The sequence below is a fragment of the Nocardia rhamnosiphila NBRC 108938 genome (genome assembly GCF_000720425.1).
Lineage (GTDB): Bacteria > Actinomycetota > Actinomycetes > Mycobacteriales > Mycobacteriaceae > Nocardia > Nocardia rhamnosiphila.
Genome location: NZ_JOAJ01000001.1, coordinates 849,705 through 865,697, shown reverse-complemented (window position 1 = coordinate 865,697; position 15,993 = coordinate 849,705). Strand labels below are relative to the sequence as shown.

Below are 15,993 nucleotides of genomic sequence, written 5' to 3'. Positions count from 1 at the left end.
AGCTGTGACCACAGCTCGCTTCCCCACCCTCCCTGCCGCGTTCCAGCACATCGCCACCATCGAACCCGCCGCGGTCGCGCTGCGGACCCCGGGCGACACGCAGACCCTGACCTGGTCCGACTACGCCACCCAGGTCCGCGAGTTCGCCGCGGGCCTCGACGGGCTCGGTGTGCGCCGGGGCGATACCGTCGCCCTGATGATGGGCAACCGGGTCGAGTTCTACCCGCTCGAGGTGGCCGCACAGCATCTCGGCGCGACCTCCTTCTCGGTCTACAACACCCTGCCCGCCGATCAGCTGAACCATGTGCTCGGTAATGCCGGGGCCCGGGTGGTGATCTGCGAACCGCAGTACGTCGCGCGGTTGCGCTCCTGCGGGGTGGAGCTCGACCACATCATCTGTCTGGACGAGGCCCCCGCGGGAACTCTCTCCGTAGCCGACGTGACCGCCGCGGCACGTGCCGATTTCGATTTCGATGCCGCCTGGCGTGGGGTGCGCGGCGACGATGTGGCCACGCTCATCTACACCTCCGGCACCACCGGCAACCCCAAAGGCGTGGAGACGACCCACGCCAACCTGCTGTTCCAGGTCTACGGGATCGCCGAGGTGCTCGGTATCGAATTCGGCGACACCATCACCTCGTTCATGCCCAGTGCCCATATCGCCGACCGGCTCACCGCCCTGTACGTGCAGGAGGTACTCGGCATCCAGGTCACCTGTGTCGCCGATCCCAAGCTCATCGCGCCGGCGCTGGCGGATCTGCGGCCGACCCTGTGGGGCGCGGTACCCCGGGTCTGGGAGAAACTCCGGGCCGCCATCGAGTACAAGGCCGCCGCGGAACCCGACGCCGAGCGGCGGGCGGCGCTGCAGTGGGCGCTGTCGGTGGCCGTCGGCCGGGGCGAGCACGAACTGGCCGGTACTCCGCTGCCCGACGACCTCGCCGCCGAATGGCGGCGCGCCGACGAACTGGTGCTGCGCGGGCTGCGCGCGGCACTGGGATTCGACCGGATGCGCTGGGCCCTCTCGGGCGCCGCGCCCATACCTCCCGCGACGCTGGGGTTCTTCGCCGGACTCGGTGTCCCGATCACCGAGATCTGGGGTATGTCGGAACTGTCGTGCATCTGCAGCGTCAGCCCACCGGCCGAGGTGCGACTGGGCACGGTCGGGAAATTGCTGCCGGGAATGGAGTACCGCACCGCGCCCGACGGGGAGTTCCTCGTCCGGGGTCCGCTGGTGATGAAGAGTTACCGGGGACAGCCGGACAAGACCGGCGAGGCGATCGACGCCGAGGGCTGGTTGCACACCGGCGATATCGTGACGGTCGACGAGGACGGATACCTCAGGGTCGTCGACCGCAAGAAAGAGATCATCATCAATGCCTCCGGCAAGAACATGTCGCCGACGCATATCGAGAACACCATCAAGGCGGCGACTCCGCTCATCGGCGCCATGTCGGTGATCGGCGACGGCCGCCCGTACAACACCGCGCTCATCGTGCTCGACGCCGAAACCGCCGGCCCGTACGCGAAACAGCACGGCCTGGCCGACGATTCGGCCGCCGCCCTGGCCGACGACCCGTCGGTGATCGAAGCGATCCGGGCCGGTGTGGCCGCCGGCAACGCCCACCTGTCCCGGGTGGAACAGGTGAAACGCTTCCTCCTACTGCCGGTCTTCTGGGAGGCGGGCGGCGACGAGGTCACGCTCACCATGAAACTCAAACGCAAGGTCGTCGCGGAGAAGTACGCGGCGCGGATCGCCGACCTCTACCGGGATCCGCCGGCCGGCGATATCCGCGAGCCCGCCGACGGGCCGCAGCTCGCCTCCGCGACCTGACGCAGGCGCCCGGCCCGGCTCAGACCTCGAGCTCCTCTTCGATCCCGCGCAGCCGGTGCCGGGCCAGCGCGAGGTTGGCCCGGCCGCGGTCGAGGGCCAGATACAGGAACAGGCCCCTCGACTTGCGGCCGGTCATGGGCCGGATGAGATGGTACTGGCTGCTGAGCGAGATGAGGATGTCCTCGATATCCTCCTGCAGGCCCAGCTGTTCGATCGTGCGCAGCTTCGCGCGCACCACCTCGGTATTACCGGCCGCGGCCACGTTCAGGTCCAGCGCCTTCGAGCTCCCGAGCGTGCCCAGTGCCATCCCGCTGTTGTAATCCACGACGGCCGCGCCGAGGGCGCCGTCGATCGACATCATGTCCTTGAGTGCCAAATCCATATCGGACACAGGTCGTTCCTCTCGATGGTTTTCGTTTACTGCGTTCTTCCGTTACCGCCGGCGTCCTTCGCCACGGCGGAGAGATGTTCGGCGATCCGGCGTGCCACCGGCCGGGACTCCAGGTGCAGCCGGCCGATATTCACCTCGGGGGCGGCGAGCACGGTCAACGACGCCCAGCCGGCCGCGTAGATCACCACGTGTCCCCCGGTGCCGTCCACCACGACCTCCTGGAAACCACCGCCCTGCGCCGTATGGGCGAGCCGATCCGACAGCGACAGCTGGGCCGCCGCCAGCGCGGCCATCCCGGTCGGTTCGATATGGGCGGGCAGATCATGGGTCACCAGCAGGCCGTCGCTGGACGCCACGAGCGCCCCGGTCAGCCGGGGTACGCGTTCGCGCAGTGCGCGGAGTTCCGCCGTCACCGCGGCGTGGGGATCGGAAACGGTCATCGGCACCTTGGTAAGCCTTCCCATCAGTTCACCGAGCAGATTCTTGCGCGCCGTCACGCGAGGTCCTCCAGAGCCGCTCGGAGCCGGGTGAGCAGTTCGTGATCCACCGGTTCCCACTCGTCGCCGTCGGGAACCGGTGTGGCGTTCCGGACCCGGCGGCGCAGCGGCGGCTCCGCTCCGGCGGCCGGACCGGCGGCGGGTGGGCCGGCGTCGGACGCCGGTGCGCCCACCGGTGGTTCGATCAACCCGGCCACGGTCAGATCCCGTACCGCCTCCAGACAGCCGTAGGCGGTACGACCCAGGTCCCGGGCGATTCCGGTGACACTGCGGCGGTTGTCGGCGGCGGCCAGCACCTCGGCCTGGCCGCCGGTGAGCAGTACCCGGCGCCGCCGGATCCGGCGCACCGGGACCACCGCGGCACGGTCGACCAGTTCCGCCGGCCACGGCCCCGAGTCCGGATCACCGCGGCGCGCACATTCACGGACCAGCGCCCGCGGCCGGATGGTGCAGACGGCCGACAGCCAGTGCGCCGGGGCCGGCCGGAACTCCGGCACCACCGGCGTCGGCAGCAGAAAATAGGCCGCGTCGAAAACGGCGAGCAGCGCCAGGGTTTCCAGCAGTGGCCGGCCCAGCAGCGGGCCCGGATCGCCGGTACCCGCTCGCTCCCAGTCCTCGGCACTGGCCACCCCGGCCTCGACCACCAACCGGTCCAGCCCGGTGGTGCGCGAGCAGGTGGCGGAGGCGATGGCGCCGTCGGCGAGATGGAACTCCCCGTCGCCTACGCGCAGGACACCGGTCCGGCCTTCGTCTTCCAATCGCTCCAGTTCGTCCGCGAGCTCAACGCGCATGACCGTCCTCGGCCAGTTCGGCGAGGATGCCGCGCAGCCGGAACCGGGCCATCGCCAGATTGCCGGACTCCTCGTCGAACAGGACATGGACGAAAAGGCGGCCGCCGAAATCCCCGTCCACCAGATTGAGCAGGTGGTATCCCCCGGTCCCGCAGACAATGATCTCGTCGACGTCGTCCCCGGTCGGGCCCGTGGTCAGCGCCGGACAGTCGAGCACCGCGCGCACCACATCGGTGGTGGTCGCCGCGTCCTCGTGCTGATCGACCACATCGTGCCGGCCCGCCGCGGCCACCGCCAGCCCACTCGCCCCGTCCACCAATGTCACGCTGCGCGCACCGGGGATGTCCATGATCCGTTCCAGACATCCATCGATTCCGCTCATGCGCCCTGCCCGTTCATGCGTGTTTCAGATCCCTGGAGACACTACACACACAAGGCGTTCGCCGCCGACTGAACGCATGACCTGATCGGGTACCCGGGTCGTGCGGATCCGAAACCGTGCCGCACCTGCACCCGAGATACCCAGCACGGCAGCGCAGTTGGCAGCCTACGCCCGGGCCGGATGTCGTCGATCGATGTTTTCTCAAACTTGCGCTCGCACGCGAGAAATTGTCTGGATCGAGCGGCGGCGGGGAACTACGTTCGGCATATGACCGAGTCGTCTCCCGGACGAGGGCGCGCACTGCTCGCCGCGGCCGTCACCGTCGTGCTGTGGGCCTCGGCGTTCGTCGTCATCCGCACCGCCGGAGCGGATTTCTCGCCGGGGGCGCTGGCGCTGGGCCGATTGGCCTCGGGTTCGGTGGTTTTGGTGGCGCTGCTGCTACTGACCGGCATCGGCCTCCCCCCGCGTTCGGCACTGCGCGGGATCATCGTATCCGGAGTGCTGTGGTTCGGAATCTATATGGTGGCCTTGAACTGGGCCGAGCAGTACATCGACGCCGGCACCGCCGCATTACTGATCAATACCGGACCGGTCATGATCGCTCTGCTCGGCGGACTGTTTCTCGGCGAGGGTTTTCCGAAGCGGCTCATGGCCGGTATCGCGGTGGCGTTCACCGGAGCGGCCGTGGTGGGGTTGTCCAGTTCCGAGGGCGCGGCAACCGTGCTCGGCGTCGTGCTGTGTGTGGTGGCGGCCGCCGCCTGGGCGGTGGCGGTGCTCGTCCAGAAACCCGCGCTGGCGCACGCCTCGGCCCTGCAGGTGACCACCGGCGGATGTGTGGTGGGCACGGTCGCGTGCCTGCCGTTCACGGGGCAGCTGATCGGAGAGGTGGCCACCGCACCGCTGTCCGCCACCCTCGGCCTGGTCTATCTCGGCGTATTCCCGACCGCCGTCGCCTTCACCACCTGGGCATACGCTTTGGCCCGGATGAGCGCGGGTCAGGTGGGCGCCACCACCTACGCGGTACCGGCGCTCGTTGTCGTGATGTCCTGGCTCCTCCTCGGCGAAGTGCCCGGCACGGTGGCCTCGGCCGGCGGAGCTCTGTGCCTGGTGGGAGTCGCGATCACCCGGTGGCGACCGCGCGCACGCCGGGGCCCGGCCGTATCCCCCGACCGCGACCTCGACGCGGATCCGGTGTGACGGTCGCGAGGCGACAGGCGGACCGTCCCGGTGGCGACTGCGCTCGCGGGCCGACCCGCCACGAGGGAGCCGGGCGGTTCGGGCAGACCTGCGTACGGTGAAGATGATCAGCGCAGTCATCCTCCACGACGACCAAGGAGAGTGCGATATGCTCGCGGCCTTCTCGATCACCCCCATCGGCACCGGCGAGAGCGTCGGAGACCAGGTCACCACGGCGGTCCGGGTCATTCGGGACAGCGGACTCGCGTACCGGACCGCCGCGAGTTTCACCGAGATCGAAGGCGAATGGGATCAGGTCATGGGCGTCATCAAGGCCGCGACCGATGCGGTACTGGCCGAATCCGATCGGTGCAGCATCGTCATCAAGGCCGATATCCGGCCCGGCCGGACGAATACGTTGCACACCAAAGTCGAGTCGGTCGAACGCCGCCTCGCCGAGTGATCCTGCCCCGCGGCTCCGGGTCTACCGCGCGAGTGGCACCGATGCCCGGCCCCGCTTCGCGTATCCGAGGATGGCGAACAGCGGTTTGAGGAAGGTCCACTCGCCGAAGCGGTATTCCGCACCGCGCACCAGCCGGGCCGCGAGATCGGGGCGCATAGCGGCCAGGTAGCGCCGGGCCTGCTCGGCGTGCAGCGGATTCGAGACGATTTTGATCCGGTCGGCGGTGTCGATCAGCGCGAGGGCGTTCTCGATGTTCTCCCGGGTGCTCCGCGAGGCGGTATCCAGCGCGACCGGACCGGACCAGCCGCGTTCCCGCGCATAGGCGGCCATCAATTCGGCTTCCGACCGCGCGCCCCCGACCGCGCCACCGCAGAAGACCATCCGGGTGTCGAGCCGGGGATCGCAGGAGCGCAGTCCGGCGCGCACCCGCCATCTGTTCAGCGCGTTGGCCGACGGCGCCGCGTTGCGGAACCCGAGTACGACGACCGCTTCGCTCGCACCGGTCGCGGACCCGACGAGCCGCCGCGACGACCGCCAATTCACCCACTCGCCCCAGGCCAGTACGGCGACACCGGCGACGAGCAGTATCCGTGATGTCCTCACGAGCATCGGAGCGTACTCATTCGCGCGCGGCTGTCCGCGATACGCCAAGCGAACGATCCCGGCCCGAGCGAGTACGCGCGCGTGGCCGCTCATCCCCTCTGCTCGCCGTATTCGCGTACCGCGCCGAGGTATTCGGTGATGGCGTCCCGGTTCCGTTCCAGGCAGCGAATCCGTTCGTTCATGCGGTCCCGTTCGCCCTCGAGGGTCGCGAGCATCTCGGGTGTCGCATCCGGGAAGTAGATGGACCGCGGCGTGTCCAGGCACGGGAGAATCTGTTTGATGATCCGGGTCGGCAGCCCGGCGTCGAGCAGGCCCCGGATCTGCAGTACGCGATCGACGAACCGCTCGTCGTAGCTGCGGTAGCCGTTCGCGCACCGCTGGGCGGCGATCAGACCCTGTTCCTCGTAGTAGCGCAGTAACCGGCGTGAAGCGCCGGTGCGCCGTGACAGTTCCCCGATGCGCATTCCACCGACCTCGTCCGAACGATTTGACCTTCACATCTATGTGAAGCTTCGACCATAGCCGAATGGACAACGAACTGTTCGACTACAGCGCCATCGTCGACCGTGAGCCGATCCGGTGGCCGGGCGGGGCACGCGTGGCGTTCTACGTGGGACTCAATATCGAGCACTACCAGGTGGACCGGCCCTCCACCAGTATCTTCGCCGGGACCGCCGGGCAGGTCCCGGACCCGCTCAACTACGGCTGGCGCGATTACGGCCCCCGAGTCGGGTTCTGGCGGATCCTGCAATCGCTGGACCGGCACGGCATCCGGGCCAGCGCACTGCTCAACTCCGAGGTGGTCGAGCATTACCCGCGCCTCATCGAAGCGGGCCGGGACCGCGACTGGGCCTGGCTGGCACACGGCCGGAACAACTCCGTGCTGCAGGCCGAGATCGCCGCCGCGGACGAGCGCGCCTACCTCGCGGACGTGCTCGACACCATCGAACGCGGCACCGGAAAGCGACCACGCGGCTGGATGGGCCCCGCCCTCTCCGAGAGTTTCCGTACTCCGGAGTTGTTGCGCGAACTCGGCGTCGACTACGTCCTGGACTGGACCAACGACGACCAGCCCTACCCGCTGCGCGTCCCCGGCCTGTTCAGCGTGCCGTACTCGGTGGAGTTGAACGACAACACCCTGTTCCTCGGCACCGGGCTCACCGGCCCCGATTTCGTCCGGATCGTGCGCGACCAGCTCGACCGGTTGTGGGCGGACTCCGAAACGAGCGGCCGCGTCCTCGCCCTGGCCCTGCACCCCTTCGTCACCGGGCAGGCGTTCCGGGCCCGGTACCTCGACGAGGCCCTGGCCTACATCGTCGAGCATCCCGGCGTATGGGTCACCACCAGTGACGAGATCGCGGCGCACTACGCGGCCACCCGGACCGCGGAGGAGGTCAGAAGTACGTCCCGCTGAACGGATGCTCGTCCACCTCGAACAGCGCGTCCGCGATCGCCGCGGCGCCGGGCCGGTGCTCGGTGACGCGGCCCGCGAGCGCCAGGTGGCGCCAGCGGGTGCCGCCGAGGTAGGCGGCCGCCAGGGCCGTCACGTCGGTACCGAGGTCCGCGGGCTCGTCCACCCGGGTGACCCCGCCGTCCGCGATCCGGTAAGTGCCGGTGTTGGCGGACAGGATCGGATCGGTGACGGCGAGGACCAGCGGCGGGCCGGGCCGATAGACGCGCCGGGCCAGCGCGGCCGGGACATCGACGAGCCGCAGCCAGGTCTCGTCGTGGATATCGGTGACCCGGACCGCCCGCTCGTCGGTCAGCAGATGCCGCAGCGGGGTATCGGGCGAGATCGCGGACAGCACGACCACGTCGATGATATCGGCGCTGAGCAGATGGCGGACGAGACCGATGAAGGCAGCGGGAGTTGTGGCGACGAGATCGTCGACCACCACGGTCCGGCGCGGGCCGCGCACCCATTCCACGGATTCGGCGGCACGGTAGCGCACGAACCCGTCCTCCGCGCCGGGCTCCCCGTGCACGGCGACATGGCCCTGGGGCCGCAACAGCCCCTGTAGCCGCCACCAGTAGGAGGGGCGATCGATCGCCGCGGTCCACGTCACATCCGCTGTCGCGTAGATCTTGGCCGGTATCTCCCAGCCGTCCGCGGGCGCGAGCAACCGGACCGGACCCGCGGCCGATACCGTTTCGCGGAAGCGGGCCCGGTGCACATCGATCTCGCAGCGCGCCGACGAGCCGGCGACGCCGTACCCGTAACGCTCATAGATACCGCCCTGGGTCGCGCGCAGCGAGGCGACGACCTCCCCGCGTGCGGCGATCTCGGTGAGCTGGCGGCGCAGCAACCCGGCCGCGATCCCCTGCCGCGCGTGGGTGGGCAGGACACCGACGTGCGTCACCGCGGCGTGCGGCAGACGCGCGCCGCCCGGCGCGATCAGCCAGCTGGTGTAGGAATTCACCGTCCCGACCAGTTCACCGCCGACCCGGGCGCCGAGGGTGCGTCCCGGTTCGTTCAGCCCGTCCGCGGCCTCGGCGGAGATCGGCGGGCCCCCGACCATCGCGGTACGGAACACCTGTTGCGCGGCGCGCGCCTCCGCCGCGTCGGTCAGTATGTCGATTTCGACGGTCATCTCGGCTCACTCCGGGTTCGGGATCAGTGCGGGAATCCGGCGAAGCCGCAGGGCGCCACGGGACACGTTTAATTTCTCTCACATGACACGCGGTACGTCACACCGAGCATGGTGCGGATCCGGTGTCCGGCCCTTCGGTCAGGCCGGGACGGGTCTCCGGAACCGGGTCCCAGCGGCCGTTCGACCAGGCGTAATCCCACTGCGGTCCGGTCGCGACCAGGCTCCGCACGGCATCGAGCAGCCGTTCCACGTCACCGGCGGTGGTGCCGAGTCCGATACTCGCGCGCAGCGCGGCGTCGAGTCCGAACCGGGCCAGCAGCGGGTGGGCGCAGAAGCGGCCGTCACGCACGCCGATCGCATGTTCGGCGGACAGATAGGCCGCCACCCGGCCCGGTTCGAAGCCGTCCACGGTGAAGGCGACGATTCCCACACAGTCGATGCTGTCGCCGAAGACCCGGAGGCATCGGACACCGGCGATGTCCGCCAGCCCGGTGCGCAACCGGTCGGTGAGCACCCGTTCGTGCGCCTCGGCGGGGGCGGCGAGTTCGGTGAGCGCCTCACAGGCGGCCGCCAGCGCCACAGCGCCCAGCACATTGGGTGAACCGGCCTCGTGCCGATGCGGCGCGACCGCCCAGGCCGCCGTGTCCGAGGTCACCTCGGTGACCGCGCCCCCACCGGCCAGGTACGGCGGTGCGGCGTCGAGCCAGTCGCGGCGACCGGCCAGCACCCCGGCGCCGTACGGTGCGTACAGCTTGTGCCCGGAGCAGACCACATAGTCGATCTCGGTGGCGCACAGGTCGATACGCCGATGGGGCGCCAGTTGGGCCGCGTCCACCAGGATCCGCGCACCGTGACGATGCGCGAGCGCGGCCAGCTCGGTCAGCGGCAGCACCTCCCCGGTGACATTGGACGCCCCCGTGATCGCGAGCAGCGCCGCGGGTTTCGCCCCGAGTTCGGCGGCGAGACGCTCGACGGTTTCGGTGAGCGTGCCGGCGGCGGGCACCACCCGGCGTCCCCGCCCGGCCCAGGGCAGGAAGTTGGCGTGGTGCTCGATATCGAGAACCACGGTATCGCCGGGGACGCAGGCGGCGAGCAGGTTGAGCGCATCGGTGGTGTTCCGGGTGAACACCACCTCCTGGTCGGCGGCGCAGGACAGGAACTCGCGGATCGTTTCGCGGGCCGACTCGTAGCAGCCGGTGGAGATACGCGAGGCATACCCGGCACCGCGGTGCACGCTCGCGTAGTAGGGCAGCAGATCGGCCACCCGTGCGGTGACCTGCGCGAGGGCCGGAGCGCTGGCCGCGTAGTCGAAGTTGGCGTAGGTGCAGGTGCCGCCCTGTACGAGCGGAACCCGCAGGTCGTCGCCGGAGACGCGGGCCGGGGCACGGGTGGGGTCGAGTACAGCGGTCATCACGCAATCCCTTCGATCGAGGGACTCCGGGCTTCGATTCGGCGGAGTCCGCGCTTGCCGCGCTCGGTCGAGCAGCGGCCAGGTCGTCACCCGGGGCACCCCACCGCGGAGGAGGGTTGCCGGCCAGCAAGCCGGGGCTTCACGCTGGCACTCGTGACCTGGTGTGAGGTTGGCAGACGGCCACCGGCTTGTCAACTCGACCCCGATCCACATCCGCCGGTCCGGGGCGCCTCTCCGCCCGGAAACCACCTGCGCTTCGCGATCCGCAGATTCGCCGTACTCCCGCTGATCTCGAATCGGAATACTGCTCCGGTCGGTGATTTCGAATCACCGTGATCCGGTCCGTAGCCCGGAAACGGATAGCGGCGCAATGTGTTTGTCCGGGTGATCCCCCGGCCCATCCGGTGCGCGCCTGTCCCGATCCCCCGGCCCGAACGGAGATCCGCGATGCCAGACCGAACAGGAGCCGCCCCGACGGCCGAATACCTCTGGTACATCCCCAACCAGGTGATTCCCGGGCATCGCGGTGACGCCGTCACCGCCGGCCACAACAGCCTGGAGACCCTGACCGCCCAGGCACGCGCGCTCGAGGAATACGGGTGGCAGGGGGCGCTGATCGGCACCGGCTGGGGTCGCCCGGATACGTTCACCGTCGCCACCGCGCTCGCGGCCCGGACCACGACCTTCGAACCGCTCGTCGCCGTCCGGCCCGGCTATTGGCGGCCCGCCCATTTCGCCTCCGCGGCGGCGAGCCTCGACCACCTGACCGGCGGCCGGCTGCGGATCAATATCGTGTCCGGCAAGGACGATCTCGCGGCCTACGGCGAGGCCGAGGAGGACCAGGCCGATCGGTACGCCCGCACCCGGGAGTTCCTCCGGCTGGTCCGCCGGCTGTGGACCGAGGAGAACGTCACCTACCGGGGTGAGCACTACCGGGTGACCGATTCCACCGTCACGCCGCGGATCGCGGTGCGCGAGGGCCGGCCGCATCCGAAGCTCTACTTCGGCGGTGCGTCCGCGGCCGCCGAACGAGTCGCCGCGACCGAGGCCGATGTGCAGCTCTTCTGGGGTGAGCCACTGGCGGGTGTCCGGGAGCGGATCGAACGACTGCGCGCGCTCGGCGACCAACTGGGCCGGGCACTGCCACCAGTGGAATTCGGCCTGCGGATCACCACCTTCGTGCGCGACACCACCGAGCAGGCGTGGGCCGATGCCGAGGCCAAGGTTGCCGAGATGGCGAAAACGCACGACCGGAGCGCACCCCGGCGTGCGGCGGTCGGGCAGCAGCGCCTGCTCGATCTCGCGGCGCGCGGCGAAGTGCTCGACGACAACCTCTACACCACCCCGGGCACCGTCGGCGGCGGCGGCGCGGGCACCACCTGGCTGGTCGGCTCCGCCGACGACGTGGCGAAATCACTGCGCCGATACCAGGATCTCGGCATCACCCACTTCGTGCTGTCCGATACTCCCTACCTGCCCGAGATCCGGCGCCAGGGCGCCCAGCTCCTGCCGCTGCTGCGCGACTGAGCCGGGCGCGCCGGAATCAGAGATTCAACCCGGTTCCGTGGATGCCGTGCTCGTCGATGAGGGCGAGCTCGTCATCGGTGAGTTCGGGAAACTCCAGCGCGGCGAGGTTGTGGTCGAGCTGTGCCGTGCTGCTCGCCCCGATCAGCGCCGAGGTGACCTCGGGCCGCCGCAGCACCCATTGCAACGCGAGCTGGGCCAGTGACTGGCCCCGGGCCGCGGCGATCTTGTTCAGTTCGGCGGTGCGCCGCCGATAGGTTTCGTCGATGGCATCCGGTGACAGGAAGGTGCTGTCGGCCGCCCGGGCACCCTCGGGGACGCGCTCCAGGTACTTGTCGGTCAGCAACCCCTGCGCCAGCGGTGAATAGACGATGGCGCCGAATCCGTCGCGCCGCGCGGTGTCCAGCAGACCGTTCTGTTCGGGACGGCGGTCGTAGATCGAATACCGCGCCTGATGAATGAGCAACGGCACGCCCGCGGCCCGGAGCAGTCCGGCGGCCTCGTGGGCGCGGTCGGGCAGATAGTTGGAGATGCCGATATAGAGCGCCTTGCCCTGCTGTACCGCGCTGACCAGCGCACCTACCGTTTCCTCCAGCGGAGTCCCGGGGTCGGGGCTGTGGTGGTAGAAGATATCGACGTAGTCGGTGCCGAGATCACGCAGACTGTGGTCGAGCGAGGTGAGCAGCGATTTGCGGGAGCCACCCCGCAGATACGGGCTCGGCCCGATCGGATTCCCGGCCTTGGTCGACAGGATGAGTTCGTCCCGGTAGGGCGCGAGATCCTTGGCGAGCACCCGGCCGAAGTTCTGCTGCGCGGCCCGATGCGGCGGACCGTAACGATCGGCATTGTCGAAGTGGGTGATACCCAGGTCGAAGGCGTGCAGGATGATTTCACGCTGGGTCGCGAAGGGGTAGTCGGTACCGAACTTCTGCCACAGTCCGAACGAGAACGCGGGCAGGTCGAGGCCGGAGGTGCCGCTGCGCCGGTACGGGACTCTCTCGTAACGCCGCTCGGCGGCGGTATAGGTCAGGTCGTAGGGGCCATAGCTCATCCGGACAGTTGACCACCCGCGCGGCACCGGGTGCGACGGGTCGGCTCACCCTGATCGAAATCTCCAGTCGAGCCGGCCGACGGCTCGCGGAAGCGGATCAGGCCAGGCCGCCGTTGACGTAGAGAACCTGTCCGTCGACCCAGCGGGCCGGACCCGCCAGGAAAGCCACCGTTTCGGCGATATCGGCCGGTTCGCCGAGGCGTTCCAGGGGTGACAGCTGCGCGAGCCGTTCGATATCGGCATCGTCCTTGCCGTCGAGGAACAGCGGAGTCGCGGTGGGGCCCGGCGCGACCACATTGACCGTCACATCGCGTCCGCGCAACTCCCGCGCCAGGACCAGGGTCATCGCTTCCACCGCCCCCTTGCTGGCCGCATAGGCGGCGTAGCCGGGTTGCTGGAGCCGGATCACCGAACTCGAGAAATTGATCAGCGCGCCGCCGGGGTTCAGTGTGCGGGCGGCGAGTTGCGAGACGACGAAGGTGCCGCGGACATTGGTGCGGTGCATCCGGTCGAATGCGTCGAGATCGAATTCGGCCACCGGTCCGAGCAGCATGATGCCCGCGGTATTGACCACGACGTCGATCCCGCCGAAACGATCGGTGATCTCGGTGAACAGCTGCTGCATCCGGGCGGGGTCGGCCACATCCCCGCCCATCGCGACCGCGGTCCCGCCGCCACCGGTGATGGCGGAGACGACCTCCTCGGCCCGGGCGGCGTTTCCGGCGTAGTGGACCACCACCGTCGTCCCGGCTGCGGCGAGGCGCTCGGCCACGGCCCGGCCGATACCACCGGAGCCGCCGGTAACCAGGGCGATGCGATCGGACGACGCGGGCACGAGGACCTCCTGGGACGACACCGGAGTGCGGCACCGGGGCGGCGGCCCGCACGAGTTCCGCGTCGATCCTCGCACCGGCCGCCGCGATCGACCTCCGACACGCGGGCCGGGCGCCCCGCGTTCACTGTGCTGTCCGATCCGGCCACCCAGGGTGTGCCGGGCCCGCCCACGGACACCGGCACAAGTGCGGGCCGCGACCATCGGGAGCGGCGGACAATTCAGCGGTACGAGCGGAATACCGGCGACCCGGCACGGCATCGCGGTCCGCAGCGGGATATCAGCGCAATGGAAACCCCTGCGCCGCCAGGGATTCGCGCAGCCGGTCACGTCCTTTGAGCGCCGCGGCCGACGCAAGCCGGGCCAGCACCCGGTCGGTCCACGAATGCGCTAGATCCTGTTCGGCGTAGAACTGTGCGATGCGCTGCTCGTAGTCGTCGATATCGGCAAGCCGGGCAGGTGCGTAGGTCTCCTCGTGCAGCACCGCGGCCTGCGGCAGGCGCGGTTTGACCCGGGCGTTCTCCGCCGGATCGGGCCGGCCCACCACCAGGCCGACCACCGCGAACACCCCGGAGGGCAACTCCAGTTCGGCGGCCACCTGCTCCGGGTTGTTGCGGATCGCGCCGATGTAGACGGTGCCCAGTCCCAGCGATTCGGCCGCGATCACCGCGTTCTGTGCGGCCAGCGCCGCATCCAGGAACGCGACATAACTCGATTCCAGGTAGTCGGCGCCGTCCAGTGGCGCGCCGCGCTCGGCGGCCAGACCGCGTAGCCGGGCGAGGTCGGCGGTCCACACCAGCAGCAGCGGCGCCTGCCGGATCTGTTCCTGATCGCCGGCGAGCGCGGCAAGGCGGGCTTTGCGCTGCGGGTCGCGAACCGCGACCGCACTCCACACCTGCAGGTTGGAGGAGGTGGGGGCGGACTGGGCGGCCGAGATCAGCAGCTCCAGCACGCCGTCCGGCAGCGGATCGGGCAGGTAGCGGCGTACCGATCGGTGTTCGTGCAGCACCTGCAGTACCGGATTCCACTCGGCCGGGGCCGCCGGTGCGGGATCACGGTAGCGCTGCGCCACCACCTGGTCCGGAGAGGGTGCGGTCTGGGTCATGCTGCCATCGTCGCCGCCGCGGCGGCCGCGGTCAGCGGTTGGCCGCAGCTCGAGCCGAAAACCCGGCCGCACCCCGATACCGCCGCTCAGGCCCCGGAAAGGTCCGCGGACAGATCCCTGGCCTCGACACCCTCCGGCAGTCGAACCTCCTCGATCGGCTCCGGCCGATCGTCGTACTCGAGCCGCAGGGCCCGGCAGATCGTCGCGTGCATGTCGTACAGCGTGGTGATGTAGGTGAGTTCGAGGATCTCCTGATCGCTCAGCGCACCGCGCAGCACCTCGAACACCTCGTCGGCGACGCGGCCGCCGTCGTAGACCAGCCCGTCGGTGTAGGCCAGCACGGCCCGCTCGAGCGGGGAGAAGACCTCGCTGACCTGCCAGTGCGGAATGGCCGAGATCTTCTCCTCGGGCACCCCCAGCGAACGCATCTGTTTGCAGTGCTGGGAGAAGACGAACTGGCTGCCGCGGGCGAAACCGGCACGGCTCTGACCGAGTTCGCGCAGGGCCGGGTCGAGTGTCGCGTTGCGGTAGACGGCGAAACCCCGTACCGCGTGCCGGAACACCTCGGGTGACTGGGCGAAAACCGTCCACCAGTCGCCGGGGGTGGCATGGACGGTGCCGTGGTCGACGGCCGGATCCTTGTCCGGGCCGAAGAGCCGGTCGTAATAGAACAGGATCCGTTCGTCGGTGACTTCGGCACGGGGTACTTCACGCAACCTGGGCACGGTGGCGCTCCTTTCGGCTCAGTGCGACGCGGGGACGCGGCGGTCGGCGGCGGTCTTCGGTTCGTGTGAGATATCGGCGTCGGTGAAGGTGCGTGTCCAGCAAGCGAATTCGAGCAGTACGCCGTCGGGGTCCTGGAAGTAGAACGAGCGCACGAAGGTGCCCGGGTGCACCTCCCGGGAGACGCCGGCGCGGCTGTCGTCGTGATTGAGCACGCGACTGACCTCGATCCCCTCCGCCCGCAGCCGCTCGTAGTACTCGTCGAACTTCTCCGGCGGTACGGCGAAGGCGACGTGGTTCATCGAACCCACCGCGCTCACGAGTTCACCGGCGTCGGGCAGGCCCTTGGGGGCCGCCACGCCCGGCGCCGCGTCGGGTGCGTCGGCGAGCCAGAAGAAGGCAAGCGTATTGCCGTTCCCGCAGTCGAAGAAGAAGTGCTGCCCCAGATCCCCGGGCAGTTCGATGGTCTTGATCAGCGGCATACCGAGTACACCCGTATAGAAATCGATGGTCCGGCGCATATCGGAGCAGACCAGCGCGAGATGGTTGATCCCGCGTAGTTCGTACCTCGGGTCGGTGTCGTTCATCGCAATCCTTCCTATGGGCGACAATGTCGCGTGAG

18 protein-coding genes and 1 riboswitch are annotated in these 15,993 nt (G+C 69.4%); of the genes, 5 read left to right on the top strand and 13 right to left on the bottom strand.

Going from position 1 to position 15,993, the window contains the following annotated elements:
• Positions 1 to 4 precede the first annotated feature (4 nt).
• The gene (gene fadD11, locus IG75_RS0104055; RefSeq protein ID WP_030519779.1) at positions 5 to 1,831 is read left to right on the top strand and encodes a fatty acid--CoA ligase FadD11; all 1,827 of its coding nucleotides are present in this window, start codon (positions 5 to 7) and stop codon (positions 1,829 to 1,831) included.
• 19 nt (positions 1,832 to 1,850) lie between these two features.
• Here the strand turns inward: fadD11 and IG75_RS0104050 are convergent, their stop codons facing one another.
• The 4 genes from IG75_RS0104050 to IG75_RS0104035 are packed head-to-tail and all read right to left on the bottom strand — an operon-like array spanning position 1,851 to position 3,892.
• Complete coding sequence (locus IG75_RS0104050) at positions 1,851 to 2,222, bottom strand: hypothetical protein (protein ID WP_030519778.1); 372 nt, start codon at positions 2,220 to 2,222, stop codon at positions 1,851 to 1,853.
• A gap of 26 nt (positions 2,223 to 2,248) precedes the next feature.
• On the bottom strand, positions 2,249 to 2,719 hold the full coding sequence (locus tag IG75_RS36020; protein ID WP_245713095.1) for a roadblock/LC7 domain-containing protein: 471 nt from the start codon (positions 2,717 to 2,719) through the stop codon (positions 2,249 to 2,251).
• Positions 2,716 to 3,510 (bottom strand): hypothetical protein, encoded by a 795-nt coding sequence (locus IG75_RS0104040; RefSeq protein WP_030519776.1) that lies wholly within the window; start codon positions 3,508 to 3,510, stop codon positions 2,716 to 2,718. The genes IG75_RS36020 and IG75_RS0104040 overlap by 4 nt, the downstream gene beginning before the upstream one ends.
• Positions 3,500 to 3,892 carry a hypothetical protein gene (locus IG75_RS0104035; protein ID WP_030519775.1) on the bottom strand — a complete coding sequence of 131 codons (393 nt, stop codon included), beginning with the start codon at positions 3,890 to 3,892 and terminating at the stop codon, positions 3,500 to 3,502. Before IG75_RS0104035 ends, IG75_RS0104040 begins: the two co-directional genes overlap by 11 nt.
• Positions 3,893 to 4,159: 267 nt before the next feature.
• Here IG75_RS0104035 and IG75_RS0104030 point away from each other — a divergent pair, with 267 nt between their 5' ends.
• On the top strand, positions 4,160 to 5,089 hold the full coding sequence (locus IG75_RS0104030) for a DMT family transporter (protein WP_030519774.1): 930 nt from the start codon (positions 4,160 to 4,162) through the stop codon (positions 5,087 to 5,089).
• Between the two features lie 103 nt (positions 5,090 to 5,192).
• Complete coding sequence (locus IG75_RS0104025) at positions 5,193 to 5,531, top strand: MTH1187 family thiamine-binding protein (RefSeq protein ID WP_425594443.1); 339 nt, start codon at positions 5,193 to 5,195, stop codon at positions 5,529 to 5,531.
• Between the two features lie 21 nt (positions 5,532 to 5,552).
• On the opposite strand, the gene IG75_RS0104020 is transcribed toward IG75_RS0104025, so the two are convergent.
• Together IG75_RS0104020 and IG75_RS0104015 are read right to left on the bottom strand one after the other, a co-directional pair.
• Complete coding sequence (locus IG75_RS0104020) at positions 5,553 to 6,140, bottom strand: YdcF family protein (protein WP_030519772.1); 588 nt, start codon at positions 6,138 to 6,140, stop codon at positions 5,553 to 5,555.
• A gap of 83 nt (positions 6,141 to 6,223) precedes the next feature.
• Positions 6,224 to 6,598, bottom strand: a complete 375-nt coding sequence (locus IG75_RS0104015) for a MerR family transcriptional regulator (protein WP_030519771.1) — start codon at positions 6,596 to 6,598, stop codon at positions 6,224 to 6,226.
• A gap of 62 nt (positions 6,599 to 6,660) precedes the next feature.
• Between IG75_RS0104015 and IG75_RS0104010 the strand changes: the two genes are divergently transcribed.
• The gene (locus IG75_RS0104010; RefSeq protein WP_030519770.1) at positions 6,661 to 7,548 is read left to right on the top strand and encodes a polysaccharide deacetylase family protein; all 888 of its coding nucleotides are present in this window, start codon (positions 6,661 to 6,663) and stop codon (positions 7,546 to 7,548) included.
• On the opposite strand, the gene IG75_RS0104005 is transcribed toward IG75_RS0104010, so the two are convergent.
• Both IG75_RS0104005 and IG75_RS0104000 read right to left on the bottom strand, forming a co-directional pair.
• Positions 7,529 to 8,725 carry a GNAT family N-acetyltransferase gene (locus IG75_RS0104005; protein ID WP_030519769.1) on the bottom strand — a complete coding sequence of 399 codons (1,197 nt, stop codon included), beginning with the start codon at positions 8,723 to 8,725 and terminating at the stop codon, positions 7,529 to 7,531. The genes IG75_RS0104010 and IG75_RS0104005 overlap by 20 nt on opposite strands.
• A 97-nt stretch (positions 8,726 to 8,822) precedes the next feature.
• Complete coding sequence (locus IG75_RS0104000) at positions 8,823 to 10,136, bottom strand: aminotransferase class V-fold PLP-dependent enzyme (protein ID WP_030519768.1); 1,314 nt, start codon at positions 10,134 to 10,136, stop codon at positions 8,823 to 8,825.
• A 45-nt stretch (positions 10,137 to 10,181) separates the two neighbouring features.
• A riboswitch (SAM riboswitch) is annotated at positions 10,182 to 10,295 on the bottom strand.
• A 288-nt stretch (positions 10,296 to 10,583) separates the two neighbouring features.
• Here IG75_RS0104000 and IG75_RS0103995 point away from each other — a divergent pair.
• Positions 10,584 to 11,663 (top strand): LLM class flavin-dependent oxidoreductase, encoded by a 1,080-nt coding sequence (locus IG75_RS0103995; RefSeq protein ID WP_030519767.1) that lies wholly within the window; start codon positions 10,584 to 10,586, stop codon positions 11,661 to 11,663.
• Positions 11,664 to 11,679: 16 nt separating this feature from the next.
• On the opposite strand, the gene IG75_RS0103990 is transcribed toward IG75_RS0103995, so the two are convergent.
• From IG75_RS0103990 to IG75_RS0103970, 5 genes are all read right to left on the bottom strand, one after another.
• Positions 11,680 to 12,711 carry an aldo/keto reductase gene (locus tag IG75_RS0103990; protein WP_030519766.1) on the bottom strand — a complete coding sequence of 344 codons (1,032 nt, stop codon included), beginning with the start codon at positions 12,709 to 12,711 and terminating at the stop codon, positions 11,680 to 11,682.
• A 97-nt stretch (positions 12,712 to 12,808) separates the two neighbouring features.
• Positions 12,809 to 13,546 (bottom strand): SDR family oxidoreductase, encoded by a 738-nt coding sequence (locus IG75_RS0103985; protein ID WP_030519765.1) that lies wholly within the window; start codon positions 13,544 to 13,546, stop codon positions 12,809 to 12,811.
• 277 nt (positions 13,547 to 13,823) lie between these two features.
• The gene (locus tag IG75_RS0103980) at positions 13,824 to 14,648 is read right to left on the bottom strand and encodes an NADPH-dependent oxidoreductase (protein ID WP_030519764.1); all 825 of its coding nucleotides are present in this window, start codon (positions 14,646 to 14,648) and stop codon (positions 13,824 to 13,826) included.
• A gap of 86 nt (positions 14,649 to 14,734) precedes the next feature.
• Positions 14,735 to 15,373: a carboxymuconolactone decarboxylase family protein gene (locus IG75_RS0103975; RefSeq protein ID WP_030519763.1), complete on the bottom strand. Its 639-nt coding sequence runs from the start codon at positions 15,371 to 15,373 to the stop codon at positions 14,735 to 14,737.
• 18 nt (positions 15,374 to 15,391) lie between these two features.
• Complete coding sequence (locus IG75_RS0103970; protein WP_030519762.1) at positions 15,392 to 15,958, bottom strand: VOC family protein; 567 nt, start codon at positions 15,956 to 15,958, stop codon at positions 15,392 to 15,394.
• Positions 15,959 to 15,993 lie beyond the last annotated feature (35 nt).

Bases quoted from the DNA above. Each gene is read 5' to 3' on its own strand.
- IG75_RS0104025 (WP_425594443.1), top strand. From the start codon at position 5,193: ATGATCAGCGCAGTCATCCTCCACGACGACCAAGGAGAGTGCGATATG.
- IG75_RS0104000 (WP_030519768.1), bottom strand. From the start codon at position 10,136: ATGACCGCTGTACTCGACCCCACCCGTGCCCCGGCCCGCGTCTCCGGC.
- IG75_RS0103980 (WP_030519764.1), bottom strand. From the start codon at position 14,648: ATGACCCAGACCGCACCCTCTCCGGACCAGGTGGTGGCGCAGCGCTAC.
- IG75_RS0103990 (WP_030519766.1), bottom strand. From the start codon at position 12,711: ATGAGCTATGGCCCCTACGACCTGACCTATACCGCCGCCGAGCGGCGT.
- IG75_RS0104015 (WP_030519771.1), bottom strand. From the start codon at position 6,598: ATGCGCATCGGGGAACTGTCACGGCGCACCGGCGCTTCACGCCGGTTA.
- IG75_RS0104035 (WP_030519775.1), bottom strand. From the start codon at position 3,892: ATGAGCGGAATCGATGGATGTCTGGAACGGATCATGGACATCCCCGGT.
- IG75_RS0104040 (WP_030519776.1), bottom strand. From the start codon at position 3,510: ATGCGCGTTGAGCTCGCGGACGAACTGGAGCGATTGGAAGACGAAGGC.
- IG75_RS0104005 (WP_030519769.1), bottom strand. From the start codon at position 8,725: ATGACCGTCGAAATCGACATACTGACCGACGCGGCGGAGGCGCGCGCC.
- IG75_RS0104010 (WP_030519770.1), top strand. From the start codon at position 6,661: ATGGACAACGAACTGTTCGACTACAGCGCCATCGTCGACCGTGAGCCG.
- IG75_RS0104020 (WP_030519772.1), bottom strand. From the start codon at position 6,140: ATGCTCGTGAGGACATCACGGATACTGCTCGTCGCCGGTGTCGCCGTA.
- IG75_RS0104030 (WP_030519774.1), top strand. From the start codon at position 4,160: ATGACCGAGTCGTCTCCCGGACGAGGGCGCGCACTGCTCGCCGCGGCC.
- IG75_RS0103970 (WP_030519762.1), bottom strand. From the start codon at position 15,958: ATGAACGACACCGACCCGAGGTACGAACTACGCGGGATCAACCATCTC.
- IG75_RS0103995 (WP_030519767.1), top strand. From the start codon at position 10,584: ATGCCAGACCGAACAGGAGCCGCCCCGACGGCCGAATACCTCTGGTAC.